Raw genomic sequence first — 26,314 nt, 5'->3', positions numbered from 1 at the left:
CTTTTATGACGCCGGACGGATACAGGTCGCGCTGGCTATCGTAATCGCCTGCTTCAGACTATCCTCCGCCAGGGCGTAAGGGGCGATACAACGCGCGTTTTTCCCCTCTCCCCACTGGATGAACAGTTCACCTTTTAGCGGCAAGCCGCTCAGATAAATTTGCCCGTCATCGCCGACCATACTGGTAATGCCGCTGGCGGTTTCTCGTACTATCGCGCCAAACGGTAACGGACGTCCGCCAAGCCTCGCGGTAATGATGGCCCTTACGCCTATCCGCGTATCAAAAGCGGCCCGCACCAGCGCGCCCTCTGTCGGCACCACGCTGCTGACGTTATTCTCGACATCGGTATGGTTGTCCATCGTGTTGGTATCTAACGCGACGCGGTTATAGCGATATACCGTGGCGTAGGGCATTACCGCATAGCCCCGCCAGTCCGTTTTCACGCCGGTCTGGTTTTCGATGCGCACGCCTTTCGCTCCCGGCGCTTTAATCAAGACATTGGTATCGCCCAATGGTTGGCTAAACGTAATACCATCCGCATGACCAACCACGCCGCCGGAAAGTTGCCAGTTATAGTCATGCTGATCGCGATCGTAGTTATATCCCACGCCCAGCGTGCCATACGTCGCCTGCCAGCTAGCGCTGGCGCTGCCGCTATAACCATTGGTACTGCTACGCCCCTGCGTCACGCTGTAGCTCAGATTACGTCCTTCCAGAAGCGTGCCGCCCACGCCGGTCTGCCAGCTATTGTCGCCGTCGCGGTTGCGGTTGGCGTTAAACGTGGCATAAGTACGATCAAGAATAGTGTCGCGCGCATAGCGCCGTCCGGTCAGAATGCTAAACGGAACGGACATATTGAATGCCAGAATGCGGTCGGCGCCTGAGATCCCCACCGACTCGCTCCACGACCATGACAGCGAATAACTTATGCCATGCCATCCACTGGCGTATCCCAGTTGATACCAGGTATTGGTATCCGCCGTATTCCAGTAATTTTGTTGACTGCCGGAAAGATACAGTGACCCGTAATCCCCCAGGTTTTGCGAAATATTGACCTGAAAGCGGCCTTTTTTGCTGTAGCGGAGATTGTGGTAGCTCTGCGCCACCGGCACTTTATGGCGGCGTCCGTCGCTATCGTATTCGTAGTCGTACCCTTCCATACTGCGGTATGCCACATCATCCAGGGTGTAAAATCCGCGTGTGGAATAGCGGTAACCCAGCAATTGAAAATTAGTCCCGTAATTATTCAGCGATTTGGCGTACAGAAAACGCAACGATTGCCCCTGATGGGTGCTGTCATCTGCCAGTTGGCTACGCGCATGTGTGACATCGACCGACACGGCTCCCCAGTCGCCCAAATTTCGCCCCGCCCCGACCACCACGGCACGGTAACGATCGGCAAGTTGCGTACCGCCGTAAGCCGTCAGCCCCGCAGGCAGGCCGGCAATCACCGTTCCCTGGAAAAAGAATGGCGAAGACTGCTGACTATTGCCGCTGCGAAAATCCCCGGCCACCAGGTCATACTTCACCCTGCCCTCACGCTGCAATAGCGGAACGGTAGAGTAAGGCACCGTGTAACGTTGTTGGCTACCGTCTTTTTCATCTACCGTCACCTCAAGGTCGCCGCTGGAAGAGGTAGGATTAAGATCGGTAATCGCAAACGCGCCCGGCGACACATAGCTTTGGTAGATAACATACCCGTTCTGTCGTATCGTCAGCTTTGCCGCCGTCCGGGCGATCCCTCTGACCGTGGGAGCGTAGCCCTGCAGGCTATCGGGATACATATTGTCAGAAGAGTACAGCCGCGCTCCACGAAAGCCGACGCTGTCGAAAACATCGTTCCCGGTATTGCTGTCCCCCATGACCAGTTCGCTTTTTAGCGGAATGATGGCGCGCTGTACCCAGGTGCCAATGTTGTTCCAGCGTTGCGAATAATAGCCGTCCCCTTTCGAATAGTTCCAGGCTCCGTTATTACGCAACCGCCAGGGGCCATAGTTCAAGCCGCTCAGCAGACTCAAAAAATAGCTATCGCTGTCTGTTCCGCGGCTACCGGTAAAACTGTAATTAATAAGTGCGGCGGGTATCCCTTCATCCCACTCTTCCGGCGGGATATAGCCACGCGCGCTGTTGAGCAATGACGCCTGCGGCAAGCTAATATTTAAGCGCATCAACGCGAAATCGAACGCGACCTCCGCGCCCGGGATTTTCTCAGGAAGGTGAATACACGTGGTATCGACGCCTTTATCTGAGACAGGGAACGCCGCGGTATTCACGCCCAGCCGTTTAATCCACTCCGGTGTAAAACAAGGCATCAGGCCGCCGGATTTATCGCCGGCGCCCACGGCGCCCGCCTCAAAACGGATATCCTGCGTCGCTACGAATTCGTCGTTACGCCAGATATCCACCCGGTAAATACCGGGAGGCTGATGATTACCTTTTTCAAAGCGAGATAAATCCGCCACAGACGCGGTATCCGCCGACAAAAACGCAGGGTTGAAATAACTTTCGCCGCGGCTCGTCAGCGGACACAGCGCCGCCAACACCGACAGCGCCACGCCGCTTAACGGTGATACATAGCCGGGAAATCGCCCTGCAAACCAGGTTGTCTTCTTCATCGTGTTCTCGTGTGGCTTCACGCGATCTGCTTAACCGAGACTGGCCGTTGTCGCCGACGTCAATGCGCCGTAATCATTGACGGTCTGAAATGTCACGCTGCCCTGCGCGCCAGTCGGTAAGGGAATTTGCATGTCGCTTTTTGGCGCGATCATCACGTTATCAATCTTTTTCGCGCCCACGCTGATATTGACCAGCGTGAGGTAATAAGCAGATGGGTTGGTTATCTTGAGATGGTTGCCGATACGGGAAAATTTCAGCAAGGTCGGCGCGTCTTCCGGCGTCTGCGGCAAATTCGCCGGACGCACAAACAGTTTGATGCGCGACAGAATCGCCAGTTGCAGAACGTTTTTTCCTTCAATATGACTTTTGTCGACCGACGGGATGGCTTTCACGTTCATCCAGAATAACGACTCCCGATCCCCGGGTAGCGGTTGCCCGGCGTAGATAATACGCAGCGTGTTTTCGCTTTTGGGTTCGCTGACGAATAAAGGCGGCGTAACGATAAACGTTTTTTCTTTCTGCCCGGCGCTATTTTCGATCCATGAATTGACGAGGTAACGTTCTTGAGTATCGCTATTACTGATTGCCAGAGAAGTCTGTTTCGCCGCCGAGGGATAAATAACGCGCGTGGCGCCTAATGCAATCCCCCCCGCCGCCTGTACGTTCAGCGAAGTAAATAACGTGAGAAGAACAATAAAGCCTAATTTTATACTATTCAGCATGGTAAAAAATACCTTTTGCATTGAGTCACGTCGGCAAGAAAATTCATGGGTAAACCAGCGTAAACCACACTTCTGAATGAATTCGTCCCGGCGTCATATTTTCTGAAATTGCCCGATAGCGGGCAGTAAAATGCAAAGTCATTTCTGACGTTAAAATGGGCGTGTAATGAAGCGGTAACGTGTTAGGTATGATTTGCCGCTGCTGGTCATCAAATAATGCCAGGCCGATTCCGGCATTACCGATACCCTCGCCGCTGGCCAGAAAAACATGGGGATCTTCCGCAGGCGTAACGCCGGCAAACGCAATGCCGACATGACGCCAGACCTCCGCGCTACAGGAGATTAACCGTAACGAAAATGGAACGCTGACGGGAGCGAAGCTGCCAGGACCGGTAAACGCATTCGTGCGGTACTGTCCCATCAGTACGCGCAAATCCTGGCTTTCTGTGGCGACAGCGCAGCCGCCATTGACCAGTTGTCCGCGCAGGTGAATACGCCCGCTCTCCACCATTACCGGCTGCGCAATAACGGGCGACATCAAAACAAGCCCCACTAGCGCCGCGCCTTTCCTTATCATCTGCTATGTTCTCTTTTATCCCCAATAGCCTCTTCCGTTGAGGCGCCTCCCTTCCCTGGCGTTCCCAGACGGGATTATTCGTATTTCATGATAAAGGTGGCGTCGGCATTAGCCTGGCCTGGCGTCGTGGCGGTGGCGGTTGCCTTATAGCGTGCGGTAAAACGCAGCGTATTGGTGCCTTCAACCAGCGCCTGCTTCGCCGAGAAGGTCGCGCCGTCCGGTTTCAACGGTGAGGAGGTGTTATCAATAATCTCAATCCCGACGCCGGTTGCGGTAGTGCTATTGTCCGCAGAGGAGACAGCCAGCAAATTAGGGTTGGTGTTATCTGCCTGACCAGAGAAAGCCACGGCAGCGGTAGCCGCCACTTTCGGATCGCAGTCATTCAGGACGATGGAGAAAGGCACCTGCGCGGTCGTATCATCAATCGCCGTAAAGCTGGCGGTACGGTATTGACCCAGCGTCACCGTTTGATCGGCGGATTTAGTGCTAACGGCACAGGCTGCATTAACCAGTTTACCTTCGAAATGAATAGTACCGCCACTCACGCTCACCGGAGTAGGATCAGCCGCAACCGCTGCGCCAGCGACAAACATCAGACTCGCAATAGTAGAGGTCATTAATTTATGTTTCATGGATTTCCCTTGAATTACACACACCCGGTTTCGGCATCCTGTCGGCTCCGTTTGAATTATTATCGACATAGCATGTCAGAAAAGTTATCTCTGCATCCTGTAAAGATAGATATCGCGGATTAATTAGTTTTCTGTTTCTCCCCTGAGTATCAGACGCAGTAATTAATCTTTGCGAATATGACATTTCGTCACGGTAATAAATTAAACATTTCGCTAAATAAAAAATAGCCGCAAACTCTTTTAATGACCTAAGCTAATTCTTATTGGGATATAAGAAGGGTCTAATCTTATTTTGTATAAAATGTCGCATTATGCCGCCCGATGCTATTAACGGCGAGGGATTACGGTAACCATAACCAGGGTGATGAATTGTTTCTTTTTGGTTAATCATGGCTCGCTTACTGGTCACGTCTCAGTATCGTCAACAGACGGGGGAGACGTCGCGTTTGCATCGGAAACACAAACGTTAACTGACAGCGAGGCCCGCTTCTGACAAAATAGCGTCATCCCCTTTGACTTGAAGTAACAGATGGAATCTTCTCTCTGATGGCAGCAAAGATTATTGACGGTAAAACGATTGCGCAGCAGGTGCGATCTGAGGTTGCTCAAAAAGTTCAGGCACGCGTCGCAGCAGGTCTTCGCGCTCCCGGCCTGGCTGTGGTGTTGGTCGGCAGCAATCCGGCCTCACAGATTTATGTCGCAAGTAAACGTAAAGCGTGCGACGAAGTGGGATTCGTCTCCCGCTCCTATGACCTGCCAGAAACCACCAGCGAAGCCGAACTGCTGGCGCTTATCGATACTCTGAATGCAGATAACACAATCGACGGTATTCTGGTGCAGTTGCCTTTACCGGCAGGTATCGACAACGTTAAAGTGCTGGAGCGTATCGCGCCAGATAAAGACGTAGACGGTTTTCATCCTTATAATGTCGGTCGTCTGTGTCAGCGTGCGCCACGCCTGCGTCCCTGTACGCCCCGCGGTATTGTGACCCTGCTTGAGCGTTACAACATTGATACCTACGGCCTGAATGCGGTGGTCATTGGCGCGTCCAATATCGTTGGACGCCCAATGAGCATGGAGCTGCTGCTGGCTGGCTGTACGACTACCGTTACGCACCGCTTTACCAAAGATCTGCGTCACCATGTCGAGCATGCTGATTTGCTCATTGTCGCCGTAGGTAAACCGGGCTTTATTCCCGGCGAATGGATTAAAGAAGGCGCAATTGTGATTGATGTCGGTATTAACCGTCTGGAAAATGGCAAGGTCGTTGGCGACGTCGTGTTTGACGAAGCCGCGGCGCGCGCGTCATACATCACGCCAGTTCCGGGCGGCGTCGGCCCGATGACGGTCGCTACGCTTATCGAAAACACGCTGCAGGCGTGCATTGAATATCACGATCCACAAGGAAAATAACATGGCGACATTCTCTTTAGGCAAGCACCCGCACGTCGAGCTGTGCGATCTGCTCAAGCTGGAAGGCTGGAGCGAAAGCGGCGCACAGGCGAAAATCGCCATTGCCGACGGGTTGGTGAAGGTTGATGGCGCGGTTGAAACGCGTAAACGCTGCAAAATTGTCGCCGGGCAAACCGTTAGCTTTGAAGGCCAAAGTGTGAACGTCGTGGCCTGATACAGAGTGCCGGATAGCGACGCAAAGCGTCTTATCCGGCCTGATTACGCTGTCTTTTCAGATAATCATCCACTTAATCCTCTGCGTTCCAACTGCTAGCATGGCTATTTCCCTGTGAACCATCGCTATGCCTACCGTTATCACCCACGCCGCCGTTCCCCTGTGTTTTGGCGCAGGCTTAGGCCTGAAAGTTATCCCTCCTCGCCTGCTGTTTGCCGGTGTTGTGCTGGCGATGCTCCCCGATGCCGACGTGCTGGCCTTTAAATTTGGCATCGCCTACGGCAACGTTTTCGGCCATCGCGGATTTACCCACTCTTTACTTTTCGCATTCGTCCTCCCCCTGTTGTGCGTACTCGCGGGACGACGATGGTTTCGAGCTGGGCAGGTGCGCTGCTGGCTGTTTTTAACCGTTTCATTGTTGTCGCACAGCCTGCTGGATTCGATAACCACGGGTGGTAAAGGCGTCGGCTGGCTGTGGCCGTGGTCAGATGAACGTTTTTTTGCGCCCTGGCAGGTGATTAAAGTCGCGCCGTTCGCGCTTTCAAGCTACATCACGCCGTATGGACACCAGGTCATTCTCTCAGAATTGCTGTGGGTGTGGTTGCCGGGAAGTATTTTAGTGTTATTTCTATGGGTACTTAAAACGCATATTAAAAGGAATCAATATGAATAAAATGGCATTCGCCGCCGCGGTCGTCTGTTTCTCATTTTCCCACGCCAGCTATAGCGAAGAAATGTCTGCCACTGGCTGGTATGCGGCATCGTCTGCGGTTGTCAGCGTGGGCAGTTCCGCACTGGTTAGCGGAATTATATTCTCCCCCGTACTGCTGCCGCTCAACCTGAGCATTGGATCTGTTGTCGAAAATAAAAAGCAAAAAACCGCGCTGTTAACCACTAAGTCCCCCGATAACAAAGACATTAAAATGCAAGTTCCGCTACATGTCGTCAAAGAAGGCAACCTCAAAGCAGGTGATAAAGTCACTCTGGAAAAAACGCAGGAAGGCACCGGCGCTTATTTGAAAAAAGAGGGCAAGGTCCTTGCCCATATGGTAAATCAGGACGATGCAGGACTTTCCAGCAACCAGACGGTACCGGCCAAATGAAGCGGTTCGCGTTTGCCCTGTGGCTCAGCGCAATCTCGCTCAACGCTTATGCAGACAGTGCTAACTGTCACCAAAAAGCAAACACGCCGGAGAGCATCGCAGCGACAATGGATCAGGCGTTACAACTCAAACAGCAGCTTAACAGTCAACCCGATCCGGTCGTCATTCTGGTTCGCCAGGGGCAAGATATGTCGAGCCGACATTTAATCTGGTCACATGCTGGCTATGCCATGCGCCAGCCAAACGGAGACTGGCGGGTTTACCATAATCTGAATACTTGCGGAACCGCTGAATCAGCGCTCTATATACAAGGTCTGTATGAGTTTCTGGCTGATGACCTGGTGAATCAGAGCATTGCCGTTTTGCGCCCGCGTTCAGATATCGCGACGGCATTACAAACGCTCTTACATAGCGCTATCAAACTCAATCTCTTCCACAGTCCCCGCTATAACCTGATTGCGTGGCCTTTTTCCGGCCCTTATCAGAATTCGAATGGCTGGCTTCTCGAAGTGTTTGCGCGAGCAAACGATGCGCAGGTTTGGTCACGTAATGATGCCCGCCGCTGGCTGCAGCTTCAGGGTTATCAACCCTCTATCGTTAGTGCTGGCACTTTTGAACGATTAGGCGCAAAACTGTTCACCCCTAACGTTTTCACCGACGATCAGCCAGCAGAATTGCTGCGAAAAGGAGATGTGGGGCTAAACAGCGGCGACAGCGTCATCCGCTTTATTGCCCGTTACAGTCGGGCAATATCCGGATGTGAACATCAGAATCTGGGGGAGTCGGTGTGCGTTTATCTTTCGCCCGGCGCGAAAAAATAAAAAACAGGCCGTTCTATGCCAAATAGAGCGGCCTGTAAAAGCGCTTACTTACGTCGCCAGGTGGTGCCCTGCGGGCCATCTTCCAGAATAATGCCCATTTCAGTGAGACGATCGCGCGCCGCGTCCGCCGCCGCCCAGTCTTTCGCTTTACGGGCATCCAGACGCTGTTGAATCAAGGCTTCAATTTCCGCAACTTCACCGTCATCCGCCTGCGCACCGCTTTGCAGGAAAACATCCGGCTCCTGCTCCAGCAGTCCCAGCACGCCGGAAATCTTCCGCAGATGAGACGCCATCGCATTCGCGGCGGTCATATCTTCGCCCTTCAGACGGTTGACTTCACGCGCCATATCAAACAGGACGGAGTAGGCTTCCGGCGTATTGAAATCGTCATTCATCGCCTCGACGAAACGCGCTTCAAACGCCTCGCCGCCCGCCGGGGCCGCTGATTTATCCGTTCCACGCAATGCAGTGTATAGCCGCTCCAGCGAGGCGCGCGCCTGCTTGAGGTTCTCTTCGCTGTAGTTCAGTTGGCTACGGTAATGCCCGGACATCAGGAAGTAGCGCACGGTTTCCGCATCGTAGTATTTCAGCACGTCGCGCACGGTAAAGAAGTTGCCCAGCGATTTGGACATCTTCTCGCGATCCACCATCACCATACCGGAGTGCATCCAGTAGTTGACGTATTCGCCGTCGTGGGCGCAGGTAGACTGGGCAATCTCGTTTTCATGGTGCGGGAACATCAGATCGGAACCGCCGCCGTGAATATCAAAATGGTTGCCCAACTGCTTACAGTTCATTGCCGAACATTCAATGTGCCAGCCCGGACGCCCTTCGCCCCACGGCGACGGCCAGCTCGGCTCGCCCTCTTTCGACATTTTCCACAGCACGAAGTCCATCGGGTTACGCTTCACGTCAACGACATCCACGCGCGCGCCCGCCTGAAGCTGCTCAAGATCCTGACGGGAAAGCTGCCCATAAGTCGGATCGGTCGGTACATCGAACATCACATCGCCGTTATCCGCCACATAGGCGTGCCCTTTCTCGATTAAGGTGCGGGTGAGCTCGATAATTTCCTGAATATGGTGCGTCGCACGCGGCTCGCTGTCCGGACGCAGAATATTCAGCGCGTCAAAGTCCTGATGCATTTCCGCAATCATTCTGTCGACCAGCGCGACAAAACTTTCGCCGTTTTCATTGGCGCGTTTAATAATTTTATCGTCGATATCGGTAATGTTACGCACATACTTCAGCTTATAACCGAGAAAACGCAAATAGCGTGCGACAACGTCAAAAGCGACAAACGTGCGTCCGTGGCCAATGTGGCAGAGATCGTAAACGGTGATACCACACACGTACATGCCGACTTCCCCGGCATGAATGGGTTTGAATTCCTCTTTTTGGCGCGTCAGTGTATTAAAAATTTTTAACATCGAAGATTCCGTATAGACGTGTGTGGGTAATAATCTCCGTATGATACATATTATTCGTAATCGAAGCAGCACACTTTGCAAGGTGATCGCAGCTTACGGTTATGCTATAACAAGCCCCTATATGTGCCCCATTGCGGGCTAAAGCACCACTCTCTTGGAACAGGATGCAAAAATGGTTACTTTCCACACTAATCACGGCGATATCGTAATCAAAACCTTTGATGATAAAGCGCCTGAAACAGTTAAAAACTTCCTGGACTATTGCCGCGAAGGTTTTTACAACAACACCATTTTCCACCGTGTGATTAACGGTTTTATGATTCAGGGCGGCGGCTTTGAGCCGGGCATGAAACAGAAAGCCACCAAAGAGGCGATCAAAAACGAAGCCAACAATGGTCTGAAAAATACCCGTGGTACGCTGGCAATGGCGCGTACTCAGGCACCACACTCGGCTACCGCGCAATTCTTCATCAACGTGGCAGACAACGACTTCCTGAACTTCTCCGGCGAAAGTCTGCAAGGCTGGGGCTACTGCGTCTTTGCGGAAGTCGTAGAAGGTATGGACGTGGTAGATAAAATCAAAGGCGTCGCCACTGGCCGTAGCGGTATGCATCAGGACGTACCAAAAGAAGACGTCATCATTGAAAACGTGACCGTCAGCGAGTAATCGTGGCGACACTGTTTATTGCAGACTTGCATCTGCAAACGGAAGAACCGGCGATCGTCGCCGGTTTTCTGCGTTTTTTAGCCGTAGAAGCCCGTCAGGCCGACGCGCTGTATATTCTTGGCGATCTCTTCGAAGCCTGGATTGGCGACGACGACCCCAACCCGCTACATCGTGAAATGGCCGTTGCCATTAAATCGCTGGTTGATTCCGGCGTCCCCTGCTTCTTTATTCATGGTAATCGCGACTTCCTGATTGGCAAACGCTTTGCCCGCGAAAGCGGCATGATTCTACTGCCGCAGGAAAAGGTGCTCGACCTGTATGGCCGCAACGTGTTGATTATGCACGGCGATACGCTTTGTACCGATGATGCCGGTTATCAGGCGTTTCGCGCCAAAGTCCATAATCCGTGGATTCAACGACTATTCCTTACCCTGCCGCTGTTTATCCGCCGCCGTATCGCCGCCAGAATGCGCGCCGGCAGTAAAGCCGCCAACAGCAGCAAATCGCTGGATATTATGGACGTCAATGCGCAAACCGTCGTCGCCGAAATGGAAAAACACCGCGTACAGTGGCTGATTCACGGTCATACCCACCGCCCGGCGGTCCATGAACTTTCCGCCAACGACCAGCCCGCATTCCGCGTGGTGTTAGGCGCATGGCATCATGAAGGTTCAATGGTAAAAGTCACACCGGACAACGTGGAGTTAATCGCCTTCCCCCTGTAAATGTTCGTCGAATCGTCCGTTACGGCGCACACGCAACCGTTTTCCTTGCCTGATTATCATGCTATTCTCTGACACCTCAAAAGCAGCGTGTCCCGCACCACAGGAGTTTTAAGACGCATGTCTTCCCGCAATAATCCGGCGCGTGTCGCCATCGTGATGGGGTCCAAAAGCGACTGGGCTACCATGCAATTCGCCGCCGAAATTTTTGAAATTCTGGATGTCCCGCACCATGTAGAAGTGGTTTCCGCTCATCGCACCCCCGATAAGCTGTTCAGCTTCGCCGAAACGGCGGAAGAGAACGGATATCAAGTGATTATTGCCGGCGCGGGCGGCGCGGCGCACCTGCCGGGAATGATTGCGGCAAAAACGCTGGTCCCGGTACTCGGCGTGCCGGTACAAAGCGCTGCGCTAAGCGGCGTGGATAGCCTTTACTCCATTGTGCAGATGCCGCGCGGCATTCCGGTGGGTACGCTGGCGATCGGTAAAGCCGGTGCCGCTAACGCCGCCCTGCTCGCCGCGCAGATTCTGGCGCAACACGACGCGGAACTGCATCAGCGCATCGCTGACTGGCGCAAAGCGCAAACCGATGAAGTTCTGGAAAACCCCGATCCGCGGGGGACGCTATGAAGCAAGTTTGCGTTCTCGGCAACGGACAACTGGGCCGAATGCTGCGCCAGGCGGGCGAACCGCTGGGTATCGCCGTCTGGCCGGTTGGTCTGGATGCAGAGCCTACTGCTGTTCCGGTACAGCAGAGCGTCATTACCGCAGAGATTGAGCGCTGGCCGGAAACCGCGCTTACCCGCGAGCTGGCACGCCACCCGGCATTCGTCAATCGCGATGTATTTCCGATCATCGCCGACCGTCTGACACAAAAACAGCTTTTCGATAAACTGGGACTCGCGACCGCGCCGTGGCAGCTGCTGACCAGCGCCGACGAGTGGTCCGGCATCTTTGACCGCCTGGGCGAACTGGCGATTATTAAGCGTCGCGTTGGCGGCTACGACGGTCGCGGGCAGTGGCGTCTACGCGCGGACGAAACCGGGCAACTGCCGGATGACTGCTATGGCGAATGTATTGTTGAGCGCGGCATCCATTTTTCCGGCGAAGTGTCGTTAGTCGGTGCGCGCGCTCATGACGGCAGTACCGTGTTTTACCCGCTGACGCACAATTTGCATCAGGACGGCATCTTGCGGACCAGCGTCGCGTTCCCACAGGCGAACGCCGAACAGCAGGAGCAGGCGGAATCGATGCTGTCAGCAATTATGCAGGCGCTGAACTACGTCGGCGTAATGGCGATGGAATGTTTTATCACGCCGGAAGGCCTGTTAATCAATGAACTGGCGCCGCGCGTGCATAACAGCGGACACTGGACGCAAAATGGCGCCAGCATCAGTCAGTTTGAATTGCATTTGCGCGCGATTACCGGCCTGCCGTTGCCCGCGCCAGTGATTAACGCCCCGTCGGTGATGATCAACCTGATCGGCAGCGAGCTGAATTACGACTGGCTGAAGCTGCCGCTGGTACATCTGCACTGGTATGATAAAGCGGTACGTCCAGGGCGAAAAGTCGGCCATCTGAATCTGACCGACAGCGATACGTCACGTCTTAGCGCCACCCTGGAAGCGCTCTCTCCGCTCCTGCCGGGCGAATACGCCAGCGGCATTATCTGGGCGCAAAGTAAGCTTAAATAAACAGCGTGGGCGGCGCATTCTCTGTCGCCGCCCGTCGCGATCACAGACAGATGCAGGTTCCCGCCCTGCCCGCCAGGGTATCGTCAATACGCGATAATGCGCCAATCCATGCCGGCTTTCCGCACCGCTTCACATACCCGCTTACCGCGGTCACCTTCGGCCCCATCGCGCCATCGGCTTTGGCAAACGGCGCCAGCTCATCGGGCGAAGCCTGACGAATAGCGCGCTGCTGCGGCGTTCCCCAATGTTCATACACCGCATCCGCATCCGTCAAAATGATCAGACCATCGGCCGCTATCTGCTCCGCCAGCAATGCCGCCGCCAGGTCTTTATCTATCACCGCCTCGACCCCTTCGCCCTCGCCGGCAACAGGTACCCCGCCACCGCCGCTGCAAATCACCACATGGCCCTCTTTTAGCAATAACTCAATAGCGGCGCTTTCGATAATCTGACGCGGTGCCGGGGAAGCGACGACACGGCGCAGATATTTTCCATCACGTTTCATATGCCAGCCATAAGTCGCTTCCAGCGCCATTTGCTCTTCTGGCGAATAAACGGGACCGATAAACTTTTCCGGTTCAAGAAAAGCAGGATCGTCCGCCGATACCTTTATTCGCGTTAATACCGCAGTCACCGGCGGCATATCGGGTTCAAGCGCCAGACGCTGCGCCAGCATATAGCCGATCATTCCCTGACTTTCCGCTACCAGCACATCCAGCGGATAAGGCTCAACGGCTTTCCAGGCAAGGTTCTGTAAAGCCAACAGGCCGACCTGGGGGCCGTTGCCATGTACTATCGCCAGCCGATACGAGCGGGCAAGTCGCGCCAGCGCAGGCACCGCGTCGGCAATATTGCGATATTGATTCTCTGCCGTTAGCGCTTCTCCGCGCTGCAATAATGCGTTGCCGCCAAGAGCAACTACCAACGTTTTCATTCCCTATCCTTTTACTATTTGTTGTCCAAGCCAGAACCCCAGCAGCGTATCCGCGCCAGAGGTGTGCCCCAGCGCCAGCAGTCCGTCAATCGCCGTTTTTGTGCGAACATCTCGTCGCAGCGCATGAATAAAGTGGAGTAAAGGCGACGCGAAATAACCCATAGCCGCATAGCGTAAATAGCTAACGCTCACGAGCGTCGTCGCCCGATCAAGGCTGCCGGATTGGGCAAAAAAATTACGCCCGGCGCGTTCATCTATGGCGCCAAAATACCAGGCCGCCAGCAACATTCCCGTCAGCGTGTCGTCATGACTGGGCGTTAAGCCCGGCCCTTTACCCAGCCATAGCCGCCAGTCAGTCGCAGCACCTGCAAGCGCCGACTGAAAGCAGTGACAAAACTGGCGAAGTTCCGGACATAGAGGCTGAGCTGCGGCGACGGTTAACGGCCCAAACAGTCCCGTCTCCTCACTACGCTGCATGTACGTCGCGTTAAGACGCGGCGACGCAAGATAGCGTGGAACCCGCAGCGAACAGCGCCTCTCCGGCTCGCATAAAAGAAACTCGCCAATCTGAATACCGGCAGCGGTTGACTGCGGTTTTTCGCCATCGGTGAGCACATCGCGCAATGCGTCAAAATCGCCGCCGCGCAGTATCCACCCTCCCGGACTGAAGCCGCTCCCCCGACGGTGAAGCGTTAATAACTCACCGCTTTTCGCCACAAAATTAATAGAGCGACGCCATACCCCTGACATCTGCCAGGGTTGCCGATAATCCGCCGATTGTCGGCTTGCCATAAGAGGATGGATACGTTTCATGAGACGCTCTCTTAACTTACGCCCATGCTTTCCGCCAGCGCTTCCAGCGCCTGCTCGAAACAGGCCAGCGGCGCACGGACGGTTCCCGCGCCAATCTGTCCAATCCCCGCCTCTTTATGCGCGATACCCGTGTTAATCAGCGGCGTAATTCCGGTCTCGACCACGCGGCGGATATCCAGTCCCAGACAGGCCCCCTGAAAATCCCAACCGGGGATTTGTAGCTGCATGTTGCGTTCGAGATAAATTTCAGCCATCTCTTCAGAAACAGATTTCGCCGCTTCCATTCCCCCGGCGCCGACAAAACGCGTTACGCCAGGCGCGGCAATCATCGCTGCGCCGCCGATACCAAACGTTTCAGTAATGGCGCTGTCGCCCATGTCCGGGTTGGCCTGATCCTGCGAAAAACCGGTAAAAAATAGCCCCTGTGGCGTATTAACAGGCGCGGTGAACCAACGGTCGCCCAGACCGCTAACCCGAATGCCAAACATATCGCCATTGCGGGTCATCGCCGTCACAATACTGCCGGCGCGAATCTGCGCGCCCGCGTCCATGGCGGCTTTACAGTAGGCCATCGCCAGATTAAGGAAGAATTGATCGGTGACGCTCAGAAAATCCATCACTTCCGCTATCTGCTGCTTATCGTGTTCCAGACGGGCGATATGCGGCGCCAACGTGCGCATCAGCAATGCGGAAGAAGCGATATTGCGCTGGTGGAATTCATCTCCCATCGTAATGCCCTGCGCCATCATTGCGGTCAGGTCGAGGCCCCGCTCAAGACGTCCCAGCGCCGCGCTTAATACCGGCATCAGCACATCACGCATCCAGCGCAAACGTTGCTGAACATCCTCGCCATAGGCGCCGAAACGCATCACTTTGCCGATCCCTTCGTTGAGATTGCAGTACGCGCGATTGCCATCGGTGATATTTTCCACGACCAGCATCGGCATACTGGCTGACGTAATACCGCCCATCGGCCCCACGGCGTTAACGTGATGGCAGGGAATAAAGTTGACCTTTCCCTGCTCTAACAGCGCGAGCGCGCTCATTTCATCTTTGGCCCATCCTTCAAACAGGCATGCGCCGATACAGGCGCCTTTCATCGGGCCGGTCATCTCTTGCCAGCGCATCGGCGGGCCGGCATGAAGAAGCGTTTTCCCCTGATTGAGCACGCTAATTAATGAAGAAGCTGGCTTCACATCCAGCCAGTGCGGACGTGCGCGACGAATTTGTTCGATGACTGCAGCGTTGGCTTGCGCCACTGATGTAAACATGGGAACCCCTTATTGCAAACGTTCTAACAGACGAGCCAGTTTTTTATTACCGCCAGCGACAGGCGCCCACTGGTAGTGCACCACGGGCATACCGGCAGCCTGTAAATCCAGCGCGAAGCTACGTAACCCGGCATTAATCACCGCTACCGCTTCCAGTAACCGGGGAGCTGATGGATGAGTGGAAGAGAGAGTGGGTCGAATCAGTTCCGCGGCCAACAGAGTGGCTTCGGGAAGAGAATCCACTACCGTGATGCCGGCATCTTCGAGCGCGGCGATTTGTTGCGAGCGGCACTGAGGATCGCGTTCCGTTCCGGTGACGGTTGCGATGGCGAACAGCGGCTGATCGCTGGCGCGTGCGGCGCATGCCTTCTGCCAGGCCTGAATCAGCGATGCGGCGGGATCGGCGGTCGCGCCAAAACCAATAACGACGTCCACTAATAACACGCGTACCTGCGGCTGCGCGCCAAGCCCGGCGATAAGCTGATTACGTAACGCCGGGTCGATCATCGGATGTGGTCGCCCAACGGTATAAAAGTCATCGCCCAGATCGATAATCTGGTGGCCGTCAGCGTCAAGCATCATGCCATGGTGATGTTCCGTATCCGTCGCGACGCCCAGATAGCCAGCCAGCAGCCCCGCCGCTTCCGCCGCCAGCGTTCCGCCGGTATAGAGACCACGAATCACGCCGCCTGTTGAAACCATGTCTTTACGCTGCGACGTCACGCGAGACAATAAGCATGCCAGTCGGGCGGCTTCATCCAGCGTCGAGGCAAACCAGACGTTTTCCTCACGCGTAACGGGGGAGGAAAACCCTAAGAACAGCGCTACAACGGGTTTGCCGGTGGCTTTCATCGCCGCGATAATATGCTGACGAACCGCATCGGCAGGCGGTTTGGAGACAAAGGCCAGCACCTGGCTCTTTTCATCCGCGCTGAGTATCTCCAGTGCCGTTAGCGCGCTGATCCCGCCGACCTCGGCGCTCAAATCGCGTCCGCCAAGCCCGATGGCATGGGTAATCCCTTCCCCCGCCAGCGCAATCTGTGAACAGAGCTCCTGAATACCGGTGCCGGAAGCGCCAATCACCCCGATGTTGCCCTCTGGCATGACGTTAGCGAAAGCCAGCGGCGTATTGGCGATCATAGCGGTGCCGCAATCCGGCCCCATGACCAGTAGTCCTTTATCACGCGCCCGGCGTTTTAGTCTGATTTCATCGTCCAGCGTGACATTATCGGAGAAGATCATCACGTTCAACGAACGATCCAGCGCCTGCTCCGCCAGTTCCGCCGCATATTCGCCGGCCACCGACACCAGCGCCAGATTCGCCTCTGGCAGTTTCTGACAGGCGCTTTCCCAGCGTCTGACCTGGATTAACGACTGGCTGCCGCTGCTTCCCTGCGCCAACTGCTGCAATGCTTCTTCGAGCTGTTGCACAATCACTTGCGTAATGCCGTCATCTACCGCTTCGGTACGAATCGCCACGCAAATGTCATTGGGCGTAGCGCCATGAAAATCGTCATGCCAGAAACCGGTAGTTTCCAGCAGCGACTTATTCGCAGGCGTACCCATCATTACCGATACATCATCAACATTTTCGGACTCACTCAGCTTTCGAGAAATAATCATTAAGCTGACAGAGTCCTGAAAACACCCTTTTTTAATAAAGGCGTGGATCATAACAACTCCTTAATAATTGCACCCATTGCAATTGCACGAGCAGTGTTAATGTGCGCTTCACGGTATATATCAGGGAGGGTAAATAGAGTGATTAACGTCACATCAAATTTATTAACAAAAGAATTCAAACAACGGCTAAAGGATTAGTTATGATTTTCTAAAAAAGCTTTTTATTTAAGCAAAAAGATAAAACCCGCCTGATTATCAAATAAATTCTAATTATATTTTTTTGCCTGTCTGGATCACATAATCATTTTATTTTCCCGGTATGTTAATCGCAGTCATGCTTCACACCGTCGTTAAAAAGGAAGACAGATGAAAATCAGTCGGGAAACACTCCATCAGCTTATCGAAAATAAGCTTTATAAAGCCGGACTAAAACGTGAGCACGCCGCCATCGTCGCCGACGTACTGGTTTATGCAGATGCCAGAGGTATTCACTCACATGGCGCCGTACGCGTTGAATATTATGCCGAACGAATTTCAAAAGGCGGCACCAACCGAGAGCCGACGTTCCGCATTGAGAATACCGGTCCCTGTACGGCGATACTGCATGCCGATAATGCTGCCGGACAGGTCGCAGCAAAAATGGGAATGGAGCATGCTATTGAAATAGCTAAAAAAAAATGGCGTCGCGGTTGTCGGCATTAGCAGAATGGGCCATAGCGGCGCCATCTCTTATTTCGTCCGCCAGGCTGCTCGCGAAGGCCTGATTGGTCTGTCTATCTGTCAGTCCGATCCTATGGTCGTGCCGTTTGGCGGGGCGGATATTTACTATGGCACTAATCCGCTGGCCTTTGCCGCGCCGGGCGAAGGCGACGACATCATTACCTTTGATATGGCCACCACCGTGCAAGCCTGGGGAAAAGTCCTCGATGCACGGTCCCGCAATGAGTCCATTCCGGAGAGTTGGGCCGTCGATAAAAACGGCGCGCCGACACATGATCCTTTTGCCGTCAATGCGTTATTACCCGCCGCAGGCCCGAAAGGTTACGGCCTGATGATGATGATCGATATTCTGTCCGGTATTCTGCTGGGGCTGCCGTTTGGCCGCCAGGTCAGTTCGATGTATGAAGATTTACACGCCGGACGCAATTTAGGACAACTTCATCTGGTCATTAATCCGGCGTTCTTCTCTTCCTGTGAATTATTCCGCAAACATATTAGTCAGACCATGCAGGAACTCAATTCCGTGAAGCCCGCCCCCGGTTTTAAACAGGTTTATTATCCTGGACAGGATCAGGATATTAAACAGAAAAATGCCGATATGAATGGTATCGATATTGTTGATGATATTTATCAATATCTGATTTCCGATGCCCTCTATCTCAAGTCATACGAAACAAAAAATCCCTTTGCCCAATAATTATTGAAACAGGAATTTTCTATGATAAAGTATTTTCGCCACGCGATAGAAGAAACATTGCCCTGGCTCTCTTCCATTGGAGCCGATCCTACGGGTGGAATGACGCGTTTACTTTATTCGCCTGAGTGGCTGGAAACACAGCAGCAGTTTAAAAAGCGAATGGCAGAAAGCGGTCTGGAAACACGCTTTGATGACGTCGGAAATTTATATGGCCGCCTTTGCGGCACACAATTTCCGGAGCAGGTGATTTTAAGCGGTTCGCATATTGATACGGTCGTCAACGGCGGCAATCTGGACGGGCAATTCGGCGCGCTTGCCGCCTGGCTGGCGCTCGACTGGCTAAAAGCGACCTACGGCGCGCCGCTGCGCACCGTCGAGGTAGTATCAATGGCTGAGGAAGAAGGCAGCCGTTTCCCTTACGTTTTTTGGGGCAGCAAGAACATTTTTGGCCTGGCGAATCCTGAAGAGGTACGCCATATCCAGGACGCCAAAGGCACAGGCTTTGTCGACGCTATGCAGGCGTGCGGATTTACCCTTCCCGCCGCGCCTCTCGCTGCGCGAACCGATATCCGCGCCTTTGTTGAATTGCATATTGAGCAAGGCTGCGTTCTGGAGAGCAACGGACAGTCGATTGGCGTCGTCAACGCCATCGTCGGGCAACGTCGCTACACGGTGACGCTCAACGGTGAGTCCAACCATGCAGGCACAACGCCAATGGGCTATCGTCGCGATACGGTGCATGCCTTCAGTCGTATTTGCAGTCAGTCCATTGAAAAAGCCAAACAGCATGGCGATCCCCTGGTATTAACGTTCGGCAAAGTTGAGCCGCAGCCGAATACGGTCAATGTTGTCCCTGGAAAAACCACATTTACAATCGATTGCCGGCATACGGACGCCGCGGTACTTCGCGAATTTACCGAACAGTTGGAAAACGATATGCGCGCCATCTGCGATGAAATGGATATCAGCATCGATATCGATTTGTGGATGGACGAAGCGCCGGTGCCGATGAACGCCGAACTGGTCGCGGCCCTCACCAGGCTGTGTGAAACCGAACAACTGAACTATCGCATAATGCATAGCGGCGCAGGTCATGACGCGCAAATTTTCGCGCCGCGCGTCCCTACCTGTATGATTTTCGTCCCCAGCATTAATGGTATTAGCCATAACCCGGCGGAACGTACCAACATTAATGACCTTGCTGAAGGGGTCAAAACTCTGGCATTAATGCTTCATCAACTTGCCTGGCAAAAATAAGGAGCCATCAATGGGATATCTGAATAACGTCACGGGTTACCGCGATGATTTACTGGCGAACCGCGCCATTGTGAAACACGGTAACTATGCGCTCTTAACGCCGGACGGTCTGGTGAAAAATATTATTCCCGGCTTTGAAAACTGTGACGTCACCATCCTTTCGACGCCGAAGCTGGGTGCTTCTTTCGTCGATTATCTGGTCACCTTACATCAGAATGGCGGCAACCAGCAGGGCTTTGGCGGCGAGGGGATTGAAACTTTTCTCTATGTCATTACGGGAAATATTGAAGCTAAAGCAGAAGGAAAAACATTCTCTTTAACTCAGGGCGGATACCTCTATTGTCCACCGGGCGAGATGATGACCTTTAGCAACGCTCAAACGGAAGACAGCCAGCTATTTTTATATAAACGCCGCTATACTCCTGTCGAGGGGCATGCCCCGTGGTTGGTTTCCGGCAATGCCAGCCAGCTGGAGCGTATTCATTATGAAGGCATGGAAGATGTTATTCTGCTGGATTTCCTGCCTAAAGAGCTGGGCTTCGATATGAATATGCATATTCTGTCGTTCGAACCGGGCGCCAGCCACGGCTATATTGAAACCCACGTCCAGGAACATGGCGCTTATATCCTTTCCGGCCAGGGGGTTTATAACCTCGACAACAACTGGGTGCCGGTGAAAAAAGGCGACTACATCTTCATGGGCGCTTATTCCCTGCAGGCCGGATACGGTGTAGGTCGTGGCGAAGCATTCAGCTACATCTACTCCAAAGACTGTAACCGCGACGTTATGATTTAACGGCGGGCAGCCCTCCTGATTATTTTTATTTAGCTATGTTGGATTTTGCCACGGTGAGAACCGTGGCTTTTTTTATGCTTAACGAGTCCCGATGTCCTGGCCAAGTTTGATGACGCGGGCAATATTACAGGCGCTGTGGTAGAGATTTTGTTCACCGTTCGCCAGAACTTCCGGCAAAGGCGCCAGCCGCGGCAAAATACTGAATACGGCATCAATACCGTGGCGATGGACCACTTCCACGCCGTCGCCCAGTACGCCGGCAATGCCGATAACCGGGACATGATGCCGTTTCGCCACTGACGCGACGCCTATCGGCGCTTTTCCTCCCGCCGTTTGCGAGTCGATTCGCCCTTCTCCGGTAATCACCAGCGAAGCCTCTTTTACCGCCTCCTCCAGCTTCACCGCCTGCATAACAATCTCAATACCGGGCTTCATTTCCGCTTCCAGAAAGACGATAGCGGCAATCCCCATTCCTCCGGCCGCGCCACCGCCCGGTATTTGAGACATGTCGCGTCCGGTCAGGGCATGTAAGACACGGGCATAATTACGCAATCCATTTTCCAGCGTCTCGACCATTTCAGGCGTCGCCCCTTTCTGCGGACCGAATACCGCCGCCGCGCCGCGAGGCCCCACCAACGGGTTATCAACATCACAGGCGACCTCAATACGACACTCTGAAATTCGCGGATCGCACCCCTGCAGGTCAATGCTCGCCAGGCGCGATAAATTGCCGCCTCCGGCGTCAAGCGGCGCTCCCTGCGCGTCCAGAAAACGCACACCGAGCGCCTGCGCTACTCCCATTCCGCCATCCACCGTGGCGCTGCCGCCGATACCCAGAATAATATGGCGAATCCCCGCGTCCAGGGCGTGACGAATCAATTCGCCGGTGCCGAAACTGGATGCCAGCAGCGGATTACGCGCCTCGGGCGCCACCAGCATCAATCCGCTCGCCGCCGCCATTTCAATAATCGCCGTTTTGCCGTCGCCGGTCAGGCCATAAAATCCGTTTACTTTTTCCCCCATCGGCCCGCTAACGTCCACAGAAACCCGTTTCCCGCCGGTCGCTGCCACCATCGCGTCCACGGTTCCTTCTCCACCATCGGCGATCGGTAAACAGACATAGCGCGCATCAGGAAATACGGTTGAAAATCCCGCTTTAATAGCCTGACAGCATTTATCAGCGCTTAAGCTCTCTTTAAATGAATCTGGCGCAATTACAATCTTCATCATGTCTCCTTGTTTTCTCACGTTATTTAATGCGTTCCCACGGAATAAGATTTTCCATAAGCACTGCCAGTAAGATTCCCACCAGTAATCCGTTGCTAAGCAAAGGACGAATCATCAGTGGAAGATCCTGTAAATAGACCGGAGGAAGCCCCATCAAAAAAATGCCGACAAAAAGCGGTAATGCCAGGCGATAAATATTCCGTGCGGTAAACGTAATTTGCTGGCTAAAAACCAAACCGGAATAAAGTAAAGGTAAATAAGAGACCAGCATAACGGCGCTGCTGATCGCCAGTGGAATAGCGCAAAATAAGCGGGTTAACGGCGTTATAATGGCAACCAGCAGACACAGCGCGCTACCGCAGATAAAGGATTTGCGAGAACTGTCGCCGGTTTGCGTTAATAAACCAATGGAAGACACAAAAGGCGAAAAAGGCACGACCGCGAAAGGCACCGTCACTAACGTCATCAGTCCGGAAATCATAAAGCTTCGGCGATAACGAGAACTGCCCGACCCTTGATGCAGATAAAAGATATCGGTACCGCGGATGGCGCCGTAAGTGTTGCTGATGTTGACTAACCCCGTCATCACCGCCGTCACAATAATACCCGGCATCAGCGTGCCGTGGCTGCCCAGCGGAAACCATCGCCAGCTTAATTCACCCGGCGGTAAGTGTGATGAAGGAAAGCATAACCGCCATAGCCCCCACCCGACCACGGTCCCTACCAGTAACGCGTAACGGGAGATACGCTGTTGCAGGAAAATAATCATCGCGAGGATAAAACACATCACCGCGACCGCCAGCCCAAAGGGGGCCAATTTGATTCTGGCGCTGGTATCGGCAATGCCAAAAGGCAGCCCCAGCATGCCTTTAAAAAATATTGAGGTCAGCTGCGCGCCCAAAAGCAGCATGAAAAAAACCATTACCGCCGGCGTAAACAGGCGAGCCAGACGGTGTCCTAAGCCGCTAATGCCGATAAATATCGTCACCATCGCGGAGATCGCAATCCCGACCGACAGGCTGGAGGCGATATCGTTCAGCGGCGTGCCGCGAGACGCCTCGCCAAGCGTAATCGTAAGAATAGCGCCCCACCACAGCCCTGTCGGCCCTTCCATAATGGCCCGGCGATGGCCGCAAAATGCCTGAACCAGGCAGGCCAACGCGGTGGTCAAAAAAGCGTATTGTGTGAGCATTAACAGGTTATCAGCGGGAAGATGAAAAGCGGACAGCAAGGTAGGGGGAACCACAACCGTGTTACAGAAAATAAAGAAAAACCACTGAAAGCCGGACAATACACTTTCGCGGTTAATAACAGGGAACATATCCACACCTTAAAATAGAGAATGCCCGTCGTGACGACGGGCATTAAATCACACCGGATTATTGCTGATGTTTAAGGATAAACTGGCCTTTTGGCGGCACAGGGAAGCCATGCTCGATGTCATAAATAACATCGCCGCGCAAAATCGTTTTGGTAATACGCGCGCCAATAGTACGGCCAACATACGGACTGACTTTATGGCGATATTCCAGATCTTCATTTTTCAGAACATAGCTGCTGTCAGGCTGAATAAAGACCAGGTCAGCATCTTTGCCGGGGGCAATACGTCCTTTATGTTTCAGACCAAAAATATCGGCGGCGTTGGTCGCCATTAATTTGCCAAACATCGGCAACGACATACCGCGTTTTTGCACCGCTTCATCAAACATGACGTCCATGCAGTTTTGCAGTCCGGCAATTCCCTCCCATGCTTGCATGATATTGCCTGCTTTCATTTCCGGAGGGCATGGAGAGTGGTCGGATACCAGGCAGTCGATTTCGCCGTTAAACAGTTTTTCCCACATCCCTTTCTGGTTTTCCTGGTCGCGAATTGGCGGAGAACATTTTGCCAGGGTGCCAATCTCTTCGAACTGATCGGTATCGAGGACAAAATAGTGCGGGCACGATTCACAGGTGACATCCTGGCCTTCCTGACGCGCGCGCGTTACTTCCTCTACCCCCTCCGGGCTGCTGATATGGCAAACGTGCAGACGGCAACCTGCCGCTTTCGCCAGATACAGCACGCGACGAATGGCTTCCACTTCAGTAAATACCGGACGTGAGGCGACATAATCATGCGCCGTTACGCGACCTTCGCGTTTAGCTTCTTCACCCAGCTCATCGCAAATCAGAGCATTTTCGCAATGTACCAGTACCGTCTGGTCCATCTCCCCCAGTTTCTGCGCGCCTTTGTAAAACTGCCAGTCATTAACGTCGCGAAAATCATTATCGATGCCACGATCGCCGCAGGTGGCGACAAAGCACTTGAAGCCGACAACGCCCACTTCGTCCAGCTCATGAAGCCGATCCAGGTTATAAGAAACCAAACCGCCCAACTGCGCGGCGTCGATGGTCAATTTACCTTTTGCCGCGTCAAACTTGAGTTCAATCGTCTCACGATCAACCGTCGCCGGCAGCTGATTGAGCGGCATCTCAATCATCGTGGTAATACCGCCTTTCGCCGCCGCGCGCGTACCGGTTTCATAGCCTTCCCAGTGGGTACGGCCCGGTTCAGAAATGTGGGTATGCGCGTCAACCATGCCCGGCGAAACGATCAATCCCGTCGCATCCAGCACATTTTTCGCGTCCCCCAGGTTCTCGCCAACCGCGGCGATTTTTCCGCCCTGGACGGCGATATCGATAACTCTCGCTTCGTTTTCTAAGATGACAGTACCGTTCTTAATAATTAAATCAAAAGACATAACAAACTCCTTGTATGGATACAGATAGTTTTTAAATAGCGCACACTTCATTAAATACGCTTAATGCTTTTTCAATATTTAACCTGCGAGTTTTTTCTCTCCTGTATTTTCAAAACCCGTGCGTTTCTTCAATAGCGCATAAGCAACGAACGCAACTATTACTCCTACAAACCAGGACACGCGGGATAAAGGCTCCATAAATGGTATAAACTTGCCGCCTAATGACAGAATGACTGCTACCAGGGTCACTGAAAATGCAGTCAGGTTAAATCCATTATCATAATATTTGTAATCACCGCTGGCGGTGTACAGCTCATCAAGATTAATTTTTCCACGCATTACCACAAAATAATGAGCTAACATTACGCCGATTACCGGGCCAAGCATACCGCCGATAATATCGAGGAACAGATAAATACTGTCCTGATTCTCCATTAATTTCCATGGGCAGATCAGTAGACTGATAATACTGGCAATCATTACGCCATTTTTATAGTTAAGCTTTGTCGGGGCAAGCGCCGCAATTTGATACCCCGCAGGTATAATATTACCGGTGGCGTTGGTTGAAATTGTCGTCATCAGAATCACCAGCACCGCAAAGAATGAAGCAAACAGGCTGTCCCAGCGCTGCACAATATCCAGCACGTTCCAGGTATCCATACCATAATGAATACTGGCTCCGGCAATAATGCACACGCTGGCTACAGCGAATAATATATACGCTACGATAAGCCCCAATGTTTGTCCCAATGCCTGAGCGCGAAATGAATGCGCGTTTTGCGTGAAATCGGACGCGCTCACCGCTGGCGCAGCCCAGACGGCGACTACGGCGTTAATCACCACCAGGAACAGAAAGCCGCTGTGCTCTGCTTTTTGCACGCCTGAAGGCAGATAGTCCAGAATCGGGCCAATGCCGACCAGCGATATTGCCCAAATAGCCATGCCGCCAAAGACAATGTAAATACATGGATTGAGAATAGCGGTAAATTTATTTAATACTTTACCACCGCCAAAACCGATGCCAACGTTAATAATCCAAAAAATTAGAAAAGTAATTAGTCCTGGCAGTGAAAGACCCAGCAGCTTGAAATCTCCGCCTAATGTCAGAAATCCTGGCCAGATCTTCCCAATCAAAATAAGAAATGCCAGCGATCCCGCGTAACACTGCAAGCCGAACCACATAATTGCCGCGATTCCCCCTCGCAATAATCCAGGGAATAGCGCGCCGCGGACGCCGTAAGAACCTCGCAATATCATAGCAAAAGGAACGCCATATTTGCTGCCTGCCGCGCCATTCATTACCATCGCCGCCGCAATAAATAATGCGCTGATAATAATGGCCAACATGATATTAAATGTTGATAGCCCCAGTATAAAAAAACCGCCGACCATAACGTAATTTGGCACGTTATGTACAGATCCCATCCATAAGGTGAAATAGTTAAATGCCTTCCAGTTTCGTTGGGTTTCTGTTTTAGGTAATAAGTCTTCGCTATAACCGCGCTGCTGGTATAGCTCTCTTTGATGTTCCATAAATCCCTCTTTTCACGCATCGGATAACGTTGTTATGGGTTTAGCTATGAGGAACAAATAAATATAAAATAAAGAATTAGTAGATATAAT

The 26,314-nt window shown here is 53.1% G+C and carries 24 protein-coding genes and 1 pseudogene; 12 read left to right on the top strand and 13 right to left on the bottom strand.

What is annotated here, in order from left to right; genetic code table 11:
- Positions 1–3: 3 nt before the first annotated feature.
- From J4645_RS01500 to fimA, 4 genes are all read right to left on the bottom strand, one after another.
- Positions 4–2,616, bottom strand: coding sequence for a fimbrial biogenesis usher protein (locus tag J4645_RS01500; protein WP_023214904.1), 2,613 nt, complete (start codon positions 2,614–2,616; stop codon positions 4–6).
- Positions 2,617–2,646: 30 nt separating this feature from the next.
- Entirely contained in the window at positions 2,647–3,339 is a 693-nt protein-coding gene (gene fimC, locus J4645_RS01495) for a type 1 fimbria chaperone FimC (RefSeq protein WP_001531073.1), read from the bottom strand.
- Positions 3,340–3,382: 43 nt separating this feature from the next.
- Positions 3,383–3,916: a type 1 fimbrial protein subunit FimI gene (fimI, locus tag J4645_RS01490; RefSeq protein ID WP_000619614.1), complete on the bottom strand. Its 534-nt coding sequence runs from the start codon at positions 3,914–3,916 to the stop codon at positions 3,383–3,385.
- Between the two features lie 74 nt (positions 3,917–3,990).
- Positions 3,991–4,548 carry a type 1 fimbrial protein subunit FimA gene (gene fimA / locus J4645_RS01485; protein WP_208208929.1) on the bottom strand — a complete coding sequence of 186 codons (558 nt, stop codon included), beginning with the start codon at positions 4,546–4,548 and terminating at the stop codon, positions 3,991–3,993.
- Positions 4,549–5,094: 546 nt separating this feature from the next.
- On the opposite strand from fimA, the gene folD reads away from it, so the two are divergent.
- The 5 genes from folD (at position 5,095) to J4645_RS01460 (ending at position 8,099) form a co-directional block, all read left to right on the top strand.
- Positions 5,095–5,961: a bifunctional methylenetetrahydrofolate dehydrogenase/methenyltetrahydrofolate cyclohydrolase FolD gene (gene folD, locus J4645_RS01480; protein ID WP_000729165.1), complete on the top strand. Its 867-nt coding sequence runs from the start codon at positions 5,095–5,097 to the stop codon at positions 5,959–5,961.
- 1 nt (position 5,962) lies between these two features.
- Positions 5,963–6,175: a ribosome-associated protein YbcJ gene (gene ybcJ, locus J4645_RS01475; protein ID WP_000190278.1), complete on the top strand. Its 213-nt coding sequence runs from the start codon at positions 5,963–5,965 to the stop codon at positions 6,173–6,175.
- A gap of 127 nt (positions 6,176–6,302) precedes the next feature.
- Positions 6,303–6,848, top strand: a complete 546-nt coding sequence (locus tag J4645_RS01470; protein WP_001143505.1) for a metal-dependent hydrolase — start codon at positions 6,303–6,305, stop codon at positions 6,846–6,848.
- A complete protein-coding gene (locus J4645_RS01465) occupies positions 6,841–7,278 on the top strand; it encodes an STM0539 family protein (RefSeq protein ID WP_001038403.1) in 438 nt (145 codons plus the stop codon). The genes J4645_RS01470 and J4645_RS01465 overlap by 8 nt, the downstream gene beginning before the upstream one ends.
- Positions 7,275–8,099, top strand: coding sequence for a DUF2145 domain-containing protein (locus J4645_RS01460; RefSeq protein ID WP_000818110.1), 825 nt, complete (start codon positions 7,275–7,277; stop codon positions 8,097–8,099). The genes J4645_RS01465 and J4645_RS01460 overlap by 4 nt, the downstream gene beginning before the upstream one ends.
- Positions 8,100–8,143: 44 nt before the next feature.
- Here J4645_RS01460 and cysS read toward each other — a convergent pair whose 3' ends face one another.
- Positions 8,144–9,529 (bottom strand): cysteine--tRNA ligase, encoded by a 1,386-nt coding sequence (gene cysS / locus J4645_RS01455; RefSeq protein WP_000912377.1) that lies wholly within the window; start codon positions 9,527–9,529, stop codon positions 8,144–8,146.
- Between the two features lie 172 nt (positions 9,530–9,701).
- Between cysS and ppiB the strand changes: the two genes are divergently transcribed.
- The 4 genes from ppiB (at position 9,702) to purK (ending at position 12,612) form a co-directional block, all read left to right on the top strand.
- Positions 9,702–10,196 (top strand): peptidylprolyl isomerase B, encoded by a 495-nt coding sequence (gene ppiB / locus J4645_RS01450; RefSeq protein WP_000255991.1) that lies wholly within the window; start codon positions 9,702–9,704, stop codon positions 10,194–10,196.
- Between the two features lie 2 nt (positions 10,197–10,198).
- On the top strand, positions 10,199–10,921 hold the full coding sequence (lpxH, locus tag J4645_RS01445; protein WP_000212281.1) for a UDP-2,3-diacylglucosamine diphosphatase: 723 nt from the start codon (positions 10,199–10,201) through the stop codon (positions 10,919–10,921).
- A gap of 117 nt (positions 10,922–11,038) precedes the next feature.
- A complete protein-coding gene (purE, locus tag J4645_RS01440; RefSeq protein WP_000098736.1) occupies positions 11,039–11,548 on the top strand; it encodes a 5-(carboxyamino)imidazole ribonucleotide mutase in 510 nt (169 codons plus the stop codon).
- Entirely contained in the window at positions 11,545–12,612 is a 1,068-nt protein-coding gene (purK, locus tag J4645_RS01435) for a 5-(carboxyamino)imidazole ribonucleotide synthase (protein ID WP_000815601.1), read from the top strand. Before purE ends, purK begins: the two co-directional genes overlap by 4 nt.
- 40 nt (positions 12,613–12,652) lie before the next feature.
- Here purK and J4645_RS01430 read toward each other — a convergent pair whose 3' ends face one another.
- From J4645_RS01430 to J4645_RS01415, 4 genes are read right to left on the bottom strand one after another with little or no spacing between them, the layout of a single operon-like run.
- Entirely contained in the window at positions 12,653–13,546 is an 894-nt protein-coding gene (locus J4645_RS01430; RefSeq protein WP_000855337.1) for a carbamate kinase, read from the bottom strand.
- 3 nt (positions 13,547–13,549) lie between these two features.
- Positions 13,550–14,359: a DUF2877 domain-containing protein gene (locus tag J4645_RS01425; RefSeq protein WP_023214903.1), complete on the bottom strand. Its 810-nt coding sequence runs from the start codon at positions 14,357–14,359 to the stop codon at positions 13,550–13,552.
- Positions 14,360–14,370: 11 nt separating this feature from the next.
- The gene (locus J4645_RS01420; protein WP_000495330.1) at positions 14,371–15,630 is read right to left on the bottom strand and encodes a DUF1116 domain-containing protein; all 1,260 of its coding nucleotides are present in this window, start codon (positions 15,628–15,630) and stop codon (positions 14,371–14,373) included.
- 9 nt (positions 15,631–15,639) lie between these two features.
- On the bottom strand, positions 15,640–17,304 hold the full coding sequence (locus J4645_RS01415; protein ID WP_023214902.1) for an acyl-CoA synthetase FdrA: 1,665 nt from the start codon (positions 17,302–17,304) through the stop codon (positions 15,640–15,642).
- Positions 17,305–17,619: 315 nt separating this feature from the next.
- Here J4645_RS01415 and allD point away from each other — a divergent pair.
- The 3 genes and pseudogenes from allD (at position 17,620) to allE (ending at position 20,723) form a co-directional block, all read left to right on the top strand.
- A pseudogene (gene allD, locus J4645_RS01410) lies at positions 17,620–18,670 on the top strand (ureidoglycolate dehydrogenase).
- A 21-nt stretch (positions 18,671–18,691) separates the two neighbouring features.
- Complete coding sequence (gene allC, locus J4645_RS01405) at positions 18,692–19,927, top strand: allantoate deiminase (protein WP_023214901.1); 1,236 nt, start codon at positions 18,692–18,694, stop codon at positions 19,925–19,927.
- A gap of 10 nt (positions 19,928–19,937) precedes the next feature.
- On the top strand, positions 19,938–20,723 hold the full coding sequence (allE, locus tag J4645_RS01400; protein WP_000540985.1) for a (S)-ureidoglycine aminohydrolase: 786 nt from the start codon (positions 19,938–19,940) through the stop codon (positions 20,721–20,723).
- Positions 20,724–20,801: 78 nt separating this feature from the next.
- On the opposite strand, the gene glxK is transcribed toward allE, so the two are convergent.
- The 4 genes from glxK to J4645_RS01380 all read right to left on the bottom strand — a co-directional run bounded on the left by glxK (position 20,802) and on the right by J4645_RS01380 (position 26,224).
- Positions 20,802–21,950 (bottom strand): glycerate 3-kinase, encoded by a 1,149-nt coding sequence (glxK, locus tag J4645_RS01395; RefSeq protein WP_023214900.1) that lies wholly within the window; start codon positions 21,948–21,950, stop codon positions 20,802–20,804.
- 22 nt (positions 21,951–21,972) lie between these two features.
- Complete coding sequence (locus tag J4645_RS01390; RefSeq protein WP_000484505.1) at positions 21,973–23,271, bottom strand: uracil/xanthine transporter; 1,299 nt, start codon at positions 23,269–23,271, stop codon at positions 21,973–21,975.
- 58 nt (positions 23,272–23,329) lie between these two features.
- Complete coding sequence (gene allB / locus J4645_RS01385) at positions 23,330–24,691, bottom strand: allantoinase AllB (RefSeq protein WP_208208927.1); 1,362 nt, start codon at positions 24,689–24,691, stop codon at positions 23,330–23,332.
- Positions 24,692–24,769: 78 nt separating this feature from the next.
- Positions 24,770–26,224 (bottom strand): putative allantoin permease, encoded by a 1,455-nt coding sequence (locus J4645_RS01380; RefSeq protein WP_000401063.1) that lies wholly within the window; start codon positions 26,222–26,224, stop codon positions 24,770–24,772.
- Positions 26,225–26,314 lie beyond the last annotated feature (90 nt).

The sequence above is a fragment of the Salmonella sp. 32082101201600294FB01SM01 genome, assembly GCF_017572865.1.
GTDB classification, from domain to species: Bacteria; Pseudomonadota; Gammaproteobacteria; order Enterobacterales; family Enterobacteriaceae; genus Salmonella; species Salmonella enterica.
This window is presented reverse-complemented; position numbering and strand designations above follow the sequence as displayed.